This window comes from Enterobacter sp. BIDMC 30 (assembly GCF_000534355.1).
GTDB lineage: Bacteria > Pseudomonadota > Gammaproteobacteria > Enterobacterales > Enterobacteriaceae > Enterobacter > Enterobacter ludwigii.
The window spans coordinates 1,607,300-1,618,254 of the sequence record NZ_KI973169.1; the positions used below are offsets into that span (position 1 = coordinate 1,607,300).

Annotated in this window: 9 protein-coding genes and 5 tRNA genes; 6 read left to right on the forward strand and 8 right to left on the reverse strand. The window is 51.6% G+C overall.

Going from position 1 to position 10,955, the window contains the following annotated elements; genetic code table 11:
• The first annotated feature begins 22 nt into the window (after positions 1 to 22).
• Positions 23 to 910: a LysR family transcriptional regulator gene (locus tag L466_RS14665; RefSeq protein WP_032680531.1), complete on the forward strand. Its 888-nt coding sequence runs from the start codon at positions 23 to 25 to the stop codon at positions 908 to 910.
• Positions 911 to 959: 49 nt separating this feature from the next.
• Here L466_RS14665 and L466_RS14660 read toward each other — a convergent pair.
• The 3 genes from L466_RS14660 to L466_RS14650 all read right to left on the reverse strand — a co-directional run bounded on the left by L466_RS14660 (position 960) and on the right by L466_RS14650 (position 1,232).
• Positions 960 to 1,035: transfer RNA gene (locus L466_RS14660), tRNA-Lys, on the reverse strand.
• A gap of 4 nt (positions 1,036 to 1,039) precedes the next feature.
• A tRNA-Val gene (locus L466_RS14655) sits at positions 1,040 to 1,115 on the reverse strand.
• A gap of 41 nt (positions 1,116 to 1,156) precedes the next feature.
• Positions 1,157 to 1,232, reverse strand: a tRNA-Val gene (locus L466_RS14650).
• Positions 1,233 to 1,490: 258 nt separating this feature from the next.
• Here L466_RS14650 and gltX point away from each other — a divergent pair.
• Positions 1,491 to 2,906 carry a glutamate--tRNA ligase gene (gene gltX / locus L466_RS14645; RefSeq protein ID WP_014171074.1) on the forward strand — a complete coding sequence of 472 codons (1,416 nt, stop codon included), beginning with the start codon at positions 1,491 to 1,493 and terminating at the stop codon, positions 2,904 to 2,906.
• A 44-nt stretch (positions 2,907 to 2,950) separates the two neighbouring features.
• Here the strand turns inward: gltX and L466_RS14640 are convergent, their stop codons facing one another.
• Together L466_RS14640 and L466_RS14635 are read right to left on the reverse strand one after the other, a co-directional pair.
• The gene (locus L466_RS14640; RefSeq protein WP_014171073.1) at positions 2,951 to 3,343 is read right to left on the reverse strand and encodes a YfeC-like transcriptional regulator; all 393 of its coding nucleotides are present in this window, start codon (positions 3,341 to 3,343) and stop codon (positions 2,951 to 2,953) included.
• Position 3,344: 1 nt separating this feature from the next.
• Positions 3,345 to 3,707, reverse strand: coding sequence for a YfeC-like transcriptional regulator (locus L466_RS14635; protein ID WP_032680532.1), 363 nt, complete (start codon positions 3,705 to 3,707; stop codon positions 3,345 to 3,347).
• 217 nt (positions 3,708 to 3,924) lie between these two features.
• Here L466_RS14635 and L466_RS14630 point away from each other — a divergent pair.
• The 3 genes from L466_RS14630 (at position 3,925) to L466_RS14620 (ending at position 6,521) form a co-directional block, all read left to right on the forward strand.
• Positions 3,925 to 4,000 (forward strand) — tRNA-Ala (locus L466_RS14630).
• A 42-nt stretch (positions 4,001 to 4,042) separates the two neighbouring features.
• A tRNA-Ala gene (locus tag L466_RS14625) sits at positions 4,043 to 4,118 on the forward strand.
• A 213-nt stretch (positions 4,119 to 4,331) separates the two neighbouring features.
• Positions 4,332 to 6,521: a sensor domain-containing phosphodiesterase gene (locus L466_RS14620; RefSeq protein ID WP_025203504.1), complete on the forward strand. Its 2,190-nt coding sequence runs from the start codon at positions 4,332 to 4,334 to the stop codon at positions 6,519 to 6,521.
• Between the two features lie 44 nt (positions 6,522 to 6,565).
• Here L466_RS14620 and L466_RS14615 read toward each other — a convergent pair whose 3' ends face one another.
• The gene (locus tag L466_RS14615) at positions 6,566 to 7,753 is read right to left on the reverse strand and encodes a NupC/NupG family nucleoside CNT transporter (protein ID WP_014171069.1); all 1,188 of its coding nucleotides are present in this window, start codon (positions 7,751 to 7,753) and stop codon (positions 6,566 to 6,568) included.
• A gap of 350 nt (positions 7,754 to 8,103) precedes the next feature.
• Between L466_RS14615 and L466_RS14610 the strand changes: the two genes are divergently transcribed.
• The gene (locus tag L466_RS14610) at positions 8,104 to 9,342 is read left to right on the forward strand and encodes an Nramp family divalent metal transporter (RefSeq protein WP_020883097.1); all 1,239 of its coding nucleotides are present in this window, start codon (positions 8,104 to 8,106) and stop codon (positions 9,340 to 9,342) included.
• A 75-nt stretch (positions 9,343 to 9,417) separates the two neighbouring features.
• Here the strand turns inward: L466_RS14610 and L466_RS14605 are convergent, their stop codons facing one another.
• Both L466_RS14605 and mgrA read right to left on the reverse strand, forming a co-directional pair.
• Entirely contained in the window at positions 9,418 to 9,765 is a 348-nt protein-coding gene (locus tag L466_RS14605) for a DUF2502 domain-containing protein (protein ID WP_014171067.1), read from the reverse strand.
• Positions 9,766 to 9,892: 127 nt separating this feature from the next.
• Positions 9,893 to 10,891 carry an L-glyceraldehyde 3-phosphate reductase gene (mgrA, locus tag L466_RS14600; RefSeq protein WP_032680534.1) on the reverse strand — a complete coding sequence of 333 codons (999 nt, stop codon included), beginning with the start codon at positions 10,889 to 10,891 and terminating at the stop codon, positions 9,893 to 9,895.
• Positions 10,892 to 10,955: the final 64 nt, after the last annotated feature.

Sequence of the window (10,955 nt, forward strand, 5' to 3'; positions counted from 1 at the left end):
GTTATCGCCAGGATATGTGTTGATGGAACGCGTCTACCGAACCGACCTCAAGCTGCTGCGCTATTTTCTGGCCGTCGCTGAGGAACTTCATTTTGGACGGGCTGCGGCCCGTCTCAATATGTCGCAGCCGCCGTTGAGCCTGCATATAAAAGAGCTGGAAAGTCAGCTCGGTACCTTACTGTTTATTCGCCACTCACGAAGCGTCGCCTTGACCCATGCGGGTAAAGTATTGATGGAAGAGTCCCGTCGACTGCTTGCCAGCGCAAACCAGGCACTGGCGCGGGTCGAACAAATTGGACGGGGTGAGGCGGGGCGGATTGCGCTGGGCATTGTCGGTACCGCCATGTGGAGCGAAGTGCGCACGGTCATGCGCACATTTTTGAAAGAGCATCCGAACGTTGATGTCGTCTTTCGCGAAAAGTCGCCGGTAATGCAAATGGCGCTGCTGGAGCGTCGGGAGCTGGATGTCGGGATCTGGCGAATGGCAACCGAGCCCACCGCAGGATTTACCAGTATCCGCTTACGGGATGCGGCATTTCTGGTTGCGCTGCCGGAGGATCACCGGCTGGTGGGGGAAAGCGCAATTGCGCTCACCGAACTGCAGAATGAGTACTTTGTTACTATGCCGTCTGCGCATTCTGACTGGTCGTTCTTACAGCGAGTGTGTCAGCAGGCCGGTATTTCACCGATGATAGTGCGTGAAGCCGATGAACCGCAGACGGTGCTGGCAATGATCAGCATGGGAATGGGGATTACGTTAGCTGCTGACAGCTATGCGCAAATGCAGTGGCCCGGTGTGGTATTTCGTCCATTACAGGTACGTATACCGGCAGATTTGTATGTGGTGTATGACGAGAAGCAGGCGACACCGGCGATTAAGTCGTTGATAGCAACGTTGACGGAAGAGTGATGTTATACCGCAGATAGCAAAAAAGCGCCTTTAGGGCGCTTTCTTACATTGGTGGGTCGTGCAGGATTCGAACCTGCGACCAATTGATTAAAAGTCAACTGCTCTACCAACTGAGCTAACGACCCGAAATGGTGGGCGATGACGGGCTCGAACCGCCGACCCCCTCCGTGTAAAGGAGATGCTCTACCAACTGAGCTAATCGCCCAATCTCAATACTTATCTACACTGCGAGTCTACTTAAGTAGATGGTGGGTGATGACGGGCTCGAACCGCCGACCCCCTCCGTGTAAAGGAGATGCTCTACCAACTGAGCTAATCACCCCCGCTGTGTGGAGTCGCATTATAGGGAGAGTTGAAAATGAGTCAACGCATTTTCTAAAGTTTTTATTCGTTCGTCGTAAAATTAAACAAAACGATCGCGAAACGGGCGATGACGCATGATTTCTAAACAAAAATCGCAAACTCCCTCACGATAAAGGGATCAACATTGAGGAATCCCCCCACAGTGATAGAATATTGCCCATTGTTTTTTTCCCAGGATTTGCCGATTGCCGGCATCTTTATAACGTAAGGCCATTTCATGAAAATCAAAACTCGCTTCGCGCCGAGCCCGACAGGCTATCTGCACGTCGGTGGTGCACGTACCGCTCTCTATTCCTGGCTTTTTGCACGCCACAACAAAGGTGAGTTCGTACTGCGTATTGAAGACACCGATCTTGAGCGCTCCACGCCGGAAGCAATTGAAGCCATTATGGATGGTATGAACTGGCTGAATCTGGAGTGGGACGAAGGCCCGTATTTCCAGACCAAACGTTTTGACCGCTACAACGCCGTGATTGATGAGATGCTGGTCGCGGGTACAGCGTATAAATGCTATTGCTCCAAAGAACGCCTTGATGCGCTGCGTGAAGATCAGATGGCGAAGGGTGAAAAACCGCGTTATGACGGCCGCTGCCGCCATGACCATAGCGAGCATGCTGCTGATGAACCGTGCGTGGTGCGTTTTGCTAACCCGCAGGACGGCTCGGTAATTTTTGACGACCAGATCCGTGGCCCGATCGAATTCAGCAACCAGGAGCTGGACGATTTGATCATCCGCCGCACCGACGGTTCCCCAACCTATAACTTCTGCGTTGTGGTTGACGACTGGGATATGGAAATCACGCATGTTATCCGTGGCGAAGACCATATCAACAACACCCCACGTCAAATCAACATACTGAAAGCGCTGAACGCCCCTGTTCCGGTCTATGCGCACGTGTCCATGATCAATGGCGACGACGGCAAAAAACTGTCTAAACGCCACGGTGCGGTCAGCGTCATGCAGTACCGCGACGACGGCTATCTGCCGGAAGCGCTTCTGAACTATCTGGTGCGTCTGGGCTGGTCCAGCGGCGATCAGGAGATCTTTAGCCGTGAAGAGATGATCAATCTGTTCTCTCTGGGCGCGGTGAGCAAATCTGCGAGCGCGTTTAACACTGATAAGCTGCTCTGGCTGAACCACCACTACATCAATACCATGCAGCCGGAATATGTGGCGACATACCTGCAGTGGCACATCGAGCAGGCAAATATTGATACTCGTACTGGCCCTGAACTGGCGGAACTGGTGAAACTGCTCGGCGAGCGTTGCAAAACGCTGAAAGAGATCGCTGAAAGCTGCCGCTACTTCTATGAAGAGTTTGACGAGTTCGACGCGGACGCGGCGAAGAAGCACCTGCGTCCGGTTGCGCGTCAGCCACTCGAAGTGGTGCGTGACAAACTGGCGGCGATGACTGACTGGACTGCCGAGAATGTGCATCATGCCATTCAGGCGACGGCAGATGAGCTGGAAGTTGGTATGGGCAAAGTGGGTATGCCACTGCGTGTGGCAGTCACCGGTGCGGGTCAGTCTCCGGCACTCGATGTTACCGTTCATGCCATTGGTAAATCACGCAGCGTAGCGCGCATTAACAAGGCGCTGGATTTTATTACTGAGCGCGAAAATCAGCAGTAATAACGCCTGAACCATGAAAAACGGCAGGGAAACCTGCCGTTTTTTTATGCATTAAATTCAGCAATGCCGAGACGTGCAAGAAAGCCGCGTATCCCTTCACGCTTTAGTAAGGCATCCAGACGCTCCTGCTCAAGGTGCGTCATATTCTCCAGCGTCTCGATGATCCCAGGACGCAAAGTAGAGGAGGGGTCACTGTACAACGATGTCACCTCCGCCAGATGGTACACCGCCTGACGGTTACGGACAGCCGGGAGGCTCATGATGTGCTCCTTCACGCGGGCATCAATGTGAATCAGCCGTGCACGTCCGCCTTTCACCCCATTGACGCCCTCGGTTTTCCATCCCTGCTGGCGTATCCAGCGGTTCACCGTTTGCCGTGCAACACCCAAATTTTCTGCCAGCTCTTCGGTGGTCATTTTGCTACGGAATCTTTTCATATCAGTTCTGGTCGCGTATCCCTAAACGTTGCAACAATCCGGTAATCCCTTCCCGCAGTAACAGTGATGTCATCTGCCTTTGCTCTTCCGGCGTCATTTCATTTGCCAGCGTCAGGAGCAGGGAGTGAAGCGAGCCATCATGGCTGGCACTTTCTGGTATCTCAGCCGTTTCACTTGCCCGGCGCGCGCTGCGGATAAACTCACGCACTTTTTCATTAACGTGCACCAGACGCGCTTTGCCGCCCTGGACTCCTGGTTTTGGCGATGTAATCCAACCCTCTTTGCGTACCCATTTATTGATGGTCTGGCGGCTATAGCCAGTGAGCAGGGCTAACTCTTCTGGCGTCATTCGTTCCTTGATCATGCAATTTCCTGAATATTCGTGGGGTTAATTAACGGCTCATTTTATAGCACCGTTTTAGAGGAAAATGTGACAGGCTTAACTCATGACTGCGAGCAGACTCGCAAAGTGATTCATTTGCATGATTTTTCGGCGATTGAACCGCCGTCATTGATTTTGCCGTTGACACTCCGCAGCGGAATTCATATTATGCCGCCCGTCAACATGACAGCTTTACGATGGGGCTATAGCTCAGCTGGGAGAGCGCTTGCATGGCATGCAAGAGGTCAGCGGTTCGATCCCGCTTAGCTCCACCACACTCTGAACCCAACAGAGTGCGGTCAGTAAAGTCAACATGTGGGGCTATAGCTCAGCTGGGAGAGCGCTTGCATGGCATGCAAGAGGTCAGCGGTTCGATCCCGCTTAGCTCCACCAAAATTTGAACCCTCGTCGAAAGACGGGGGTTTTTTTATGCTTTTGTAAAACTCTTCACCCTAATTTGTTGCTGAAATAGAGGTATTTTTGTACCTCACCTCAATCAAAATCAATAAAGCGGTCTATAAATAGACTTCAACTTGATTCGCGCAATTAATAAACCTATTATCCATCCGGTCAATGATACGAATGGAAAATAGATTATCTAACTTAATGAATAGAAAAACTTACAATAATGTAAAGATATTTATAACTGCCCTGGCGCTTTGCCTGGTTGCGGTGCCATTCTCCCGTTATATCTCTCCGCGCGCTGTTGTTAATGGTCATGACGTATATTTAGCATGGCTGCCTTTAAGCGTAATGCTGGCGGTTATTCTGGTATTTGGGCGTCGGGCGGTTATTCCTGTTCTGTTAAGTTTTACTATCACTAATATATTCAGCATTGATTTAGCACCGCTACAATATTCAGTTTTATTGTTCTGTCAGACGTTCTCGGTGTTTGCGGGGTGCGGCATCCTCAGGATTATACTGGGCAAGCGCTGGCGCTACTGCGTGCCGAACAAGCATATTGGGTTACGGATATTTTGGCTCGGCTTTATGGTACCGATAGGCATAAAAGTGTCGATGTACCTGGCAGGTTATTTGTTCCATTTCCCGGTTACTATCTCAACCTTCTTCGGTGAAGGTACCGCAATTTATAACGTAGTCGATATACAAAGTCTGATCTGCGCGGCGTTGATATTTACCATGATGTTCTATTACCCGTTAAGAATGATAATTAATCCACGTTATGCCATCACCTTCTGGCGACGCAGTGTGAAACCCGTGTTTTTTCAAAAGAAATCGCTATATATATTAGTCTGGCTGATGCTTTTAATCGTCATCCTCGCAATTTTATGTGCTCCTTTTGAGTCACCTATTATTGCGGGCTATTTAATGCCAGTGATTTTTATTCTCTTTACGTTAGGGATCAGTCGCCTGAGCTACGCGCTCATTTCTCTTTTCTGGGCGGCATCCGCACTTCTGCTGTTGACCTATAACTATAATTTCCTCAATGGTGTGGAGTCAGGCCATTCGCTCTCCTTTATTTTGTCTGTCCTTATCTCTTTCGCCATCTGTTTGCTCTACATGTCGCGGATTTATCAGCGCAGCGAGTGGCTGAAGCAGGACTGGCAGGACAGGGCGCTAACCGATCCGCTGACCGGTTTACCGAACATTCGTGCACTGGAAGATTTTTTGCAGGACCACCCTGATGCCAAAGTGTGCTGTCTGCGAATGGACAACCTCGAGTTCTTGAGTCGTCACTACGGCATTCTTATGCGGGTACATTGCAAACGGATGGTGACCACCTCGCTGCAGCCATTTTTGCAAAAAGATGAGCGGCTTTTCCAGCTCCCGGGCAGCGAACTGGTGCTGGTATTGCTGGGGCCGGGAACCGCTGAGCGCCTGCAGCATATGGTCGATCAGCTGAACAGCCGTAAGATTGTCTGGAACAACACCGGGCTGGATATTGAATTTGGCGCTTCCTGGGGAATGGTTGAGAACGGTGAGAAGTTACACCATACGCTGGGGCAGCTCAGCTGGCTGGCTGAGCAATCTTGCGGAGCGCATAATGTACTGGCGCTCACCAATAGCCTCGAGGTGGCATCAGGACAAACAACCGAGCGGGTTTTGATGTTAGCGCGCATTAAACATGCTCTGGATGCCGGACAGTTTCATTTATACGCCCAGCCAATCCAGAAGGCAGATGGTAGCGGGTATTACGAAATACTGACGCGCATGGAAAGCGAGGGCGAGATCATCACCCCAGACCGCTTTATACCGCTGATTGCCCAGTTTAACCTGAGCCACCGCTTCGACATGTGCGTGATGGAAAAATTACTGGTGTGGCTGCGCGATCATCCAGCGACGCATGCCGGTGTGCGTTTTTCTGTCAATCTGATGCCCCTGACGTTGATGCAAAAAGAGGTGGCCATCGAGATTTGCTCGCTCTTTGAACGCTATGGGGTTGCACCACAGGCGGTGGTGATTGAGATCACCGAAGAGCAGGCTTTCTCTAATTCGGGCAGCAGTATCAAAAACATTCAGCAGTTGCGGGACTGCGGTTTCCGGATCGCGATTGATGATTTCGGCACCGGATATGCCAACTACGAACGTCTCAGACGTCTGCAGGCGGACATCATCAAAATTGACGGGTGCTTTGTAAAAGATATCTGTACCGACGATATGGATGCGATGATCGTGCAGTCGATTTGCAACCTGGCGAAGACGAAATCACTGAGTGTGGTGGCCGAATATGTTGAAACGCCGGAACAGCGGGAGAAGCTGCTTCACTTCGGGGTCGACTATCTGCAGGGTTACCTGATTGGTAAACCCAAACCGCTTAATGAACTACGGACATAAAAAAACCGGGAGCTGAGCTCCCGGTTTTTATTTCGCTGCAGGTGTTACAGTACCAGTGCCGCAATAGAGGCAGACAGTACGCTCACCAGCGTAGAACCGTAAACCAGCTTCAGACCGAAGCGAGAAACCACGTTACCCTGTTCTTCATTCAGACCTTTAATCGCACCGGCGATAATACCGATGGAAGAGAAGTTAGCGAAGGAGACCAGGAACACGGACAGGATGCCTTCCGCGCGTGGCGAGAGCGTGCTGGCAATTTTCTGCAGATCCATCATCGCAACGAATTCGTTAGAGACCAGTTTAGTCGCCATGATACTGCCTACCTGCAGCGCTTCATGTGCAGGAACACCCATCACCCAGGCAACCGGGTAGAAGATGTAGCCCAGAATGCCCTGGAAGGAGATACCCAGAACCGCTGCGAACAGGGCGTTCAGGGCAGAAATCAGGGCAATAAAGCCGATCAGCATCGCCGCAACGATAATCGCCACTTTGAAACCAGCCAGAATGTACTCACCCAGCATTTCGAAGAAGCTCTGACCTTCATGCAGATTTGCCATCTGCAGGTTCTCTTCGCCTTCGTCAACACGGTACGGGTTGATCAGAGAGAGAACGATAAAGGTACTGAACATGTTCAAGACCAGCGCGGCAACCACGTATTTAGGTTCCAGCATCGTCATATACGCACCCACGATAGACATGGAGACGGTAGACATTGCGGTGGCTGCCATGGTGTACATGCGGTTGCGGGACATCTTACCGAGGATATCTTTATAGGCGATGAAGTTCTCAGACTGACCCAGGATCAGGGAGCTGACGGCGTTGAACGATTCCAGTTTACCCATGCCGTTAACTTTGGAGAGTACGGTACCAATGGCGCGGATAACAACGGGCAGAACACGAATGTGTTGCAGAATACCGATCAGCGCAGAGATGAAGACGATAGGGCACAGTACCTTCAGGAAGAAGAACGCCAGACCTTCGTCGTTCATTTTACCGAAGACAAAGTTCGTCCCTTCGTTGGCGAATCCGAGCAGTTTTTCGAACATTTCGGAGAAGCCTTTTACGAAGCCAAGCCCCACGTTGGAGTTCAGGAAGAACCACGCGAGCAAAACTTCAATAACGAGAAGCTGAACAACAAAGCGGATGCGGATTTTTTTACGGTCATGGCTGACCAGTAACGCAAGCGCAGTAACGACAACGAGTGCCAGGACAAAATGAAGGACGCGGTCCATATTTGCTCCAAATATGAGGCAGGTTTAATTTTCGTGCACATTCTATGTAACAAGCGAAAAGAAAACGAGATCAAGGACACACTATAGTTACATCCTGTGACGAGTCTCAAAATTAGTGATCCACAATACATTTTTGTTATGTTAGGTAAATGCGTGAAAAGTTAAGTTTGTGTGCTAGTCTTCACAAAAGCGTGCGCGATTGCAGGTTTTGTTAGATCGCCCCACCTTACCCGCCCGTCTATTGTTCAAAGCTATCAGAGAAATCACTATAAACTCACTAAATGATCTTGATAATCATTCTCATTTTGATAGCATTAAACATAGCAAAGGCTATATTTCCAGAGGCAGAAATGACAAACAGTCGTGTAGAGGGTAGCAGTGGCAGAGCAGCGCGCAAGTTGCGGTTCGCGTTAATGGGACCTGCGTTCATTGCTGCCATCGGCTATATCGATCCAGGTAACTTTGCGACCAATATTCAGGCCGGGGCCAGCTTCGGCTATAAGCTGCTCTGGGTGGTCGTGTGGGCTAACCTGATGGCCATGTTGATTCAGATGCTGTCCGCGAAGCTGGGGATTGCCACGGGCAAAAACCTGGCTGAACAAATTCGCGATCACTATCCGCGTCCGGCGGTATGGCTTTACTGGGTTCAGGCGGAAATTATCGCCATGGCAACCGACCTCGCCGAATTCATCGGGGCCGCGATTGGTTTTAAATTGATCCTCGGCGTCTCGCTGCTTCAGGGCGCGGTGCTCACCGGGATTGCCACTTTCCTGATCCTGATGCTGCAGCGTCGCGGTCAAAAACCGCTGGAAAAAGTTATCGGTGGGCTGCTGCTGTTTGTGGCGGCGGCCTATATCGTCGAGCTGATTTTCTCTCAGCCGAATCTGGCACAGCTCAGCAAAGGGATGATTATCCCGAGCCTGCCAACCTCTGAAGCGGTGTTCCTGGCCGCCGGGGTGCTGGGCGCAACCATCATGCCGCATGTCATTTACCTGCATTCCTCGCTGACTCAGCACCTGCACGGCGGGACGCGCAAAGAGCGTTACTCTGCGACGAAATGGGATGTGGCGATCGCCATGACCATTGCCGGTTTTGTGAACCTGGCGATGATGGCGACCGCTGCCGCCGCTTTCCATTTTAACGGTCACACCGGTATTGCCGATCTCGACCAGGCATACCTTACGCTGGAGCCGTTACTGAGCCACGCTGCTGCCACGATATTCGGGCTGAGCCTGGTGGCGGCCGGTCTCTCGTCAACGGTTGTGGGGACGCTGGCAGGGCAGGTGGTGATGCAGGGCTTTGTCCGTTTCCACATTCCGCTTTGGGTTCGTCGCTCCGTGACCATGCTGCCCTCCTTTGTTGTGATTCTGATGGGGCTGGATCCTACGAGAATTCTGGTCATGAGCCAGGTACTGCTGAGTTTTGGTATCGCGCTTGCACTGGTGCCGCTGCTGATCTTTACCAGTGACAAAAGCCTGATGGGCGAACTGGTGAATAGCACGCTGGTGAAACGAACCGGCTGGGTCATTGTGGCGGTAGTGGTGTCGTTGAATCTGTGGCTCCTGGTCGGCACTGCTCTGGGGTTATAGCGTCGCGTTGAACCAAAGAAAAAGGAGCCGGGAGGCTCCTTTTTGCATTACTGATGATGCATTACTGATGACGCATTAGTGATGATGGCCGTGACCACCGTGTCCTCTGCCACCGTGACCCCAGCCACCGCGGCGGTCGTCACGATCGTTCCAGCCTTCACGGTAACCACGCTCATAGGCGTTGTTTTTGTACCAGCCGCGATGCAGGCCATTATCATGTCTGCGCCAGCGGTCGCCGCGCCACTCATAGTGACGGTTCCAGTAATCACGGTCGCGCCAGTAGCCACCGTCCCAGTATCTGCCGTAGTCGTCACGATCGCCAATTTGTAATTTAACTGATGGCAACAGGGTGATTTCGCCCGCAGTGGCGATCAGCGGGGCCGAAGCCAGTAATACCGCTGCAAGAATCAGTGACCTGAACATACTCTTTCTCCTTCACGATCGGGGCCTTTGTGGGGCCTGTTAACGCAATATTACGAGTTGGTAAAGGCTCGTTTCATCGCCTCAACTCCTAATTCATGAATGAGAGCACTTTTTGCTAAAAGTGATTTTATTTTGAGCTGTTCAGGATCCCATCAATGATTGCCAGTTCTTCCGCCGAGAAATGGCGGTTTTCCAGCATGGTCACGGCATCGTCAATCTGGGCAGTTTTACTGGCCCCAATCAGCACTGACGTTACCGACTCGTGGCGTAAAATCCACGCCAGCGCCATCTGTGACAGTTTCTGGCCGCGGTTTTCCGCCAGCGCGTTCAGTTGACGAACCTTCTCCAGCTTCTCTTCGGTGATCTGATCGGGGTTAAGGAACTTACTGCCGCTTGCCGCACGCGAGTCTGCAGGAATACCGTTCAGGTAGCGGTTAGTCAGCTGTCCCCCCGCCAGCGGCGAGAAGGGAATGCAGCCGACGCCTTTTTCCTGCAGCACGTCCAGCAGGCCTTCCTCTGGCGCACGTTCAAACATCGAATATTTCGGCTGGTGGATCAGACACGGCGTCCCAAGGTCGTTCAGGATATCGATAGCCTTGCGGGCCTGTTCTGCAGGGTAATTTGATAACCCGACGTAAAGGGCTTTTCCCTGGCGCACCACATGGTCAAGCGCTTTCATGGTTTCCAGCAGTGGCGTTTGTGGGTCAGGACGGTGATGATAGAAGATATCCACATATTCCAGCCCCATACGCATCAGGCTTTGATCCAGGCTGGCAACCAGATATTTGCGTGACCCCCAGTCGCCGTAGGGGCCATCCCACATGGTATAACCCGCTTTGGTCGAGATGATCAGCTCGTCGCGCCATGGCAGGAAATCTTCCTGCAAAATGCGACCGAAATTACGTTCGGCTGAGCCGGGAGGAGGACCGTAATTATTGGCAAGGTCGAAATGCGTAATACCCAGATCGAACGCGCGTTGTAAAAGTTGACGGCTGTTTTCGACAAGCGTGGCGTCGCCAAAATTGTGCCACAACCCGAGTGAGATAGCGGGTAACCTGAGTCCGCTTTGCCCGCAGCGGCGATACTGCATTGTCTGATAACGATTTTTGTCCGGCTGGTAACCCATTCTGATGCCCTCTGGCGCTGAAAGGAAAAATCAGTGTATACGTTTACATTTACATGAAAAAAAA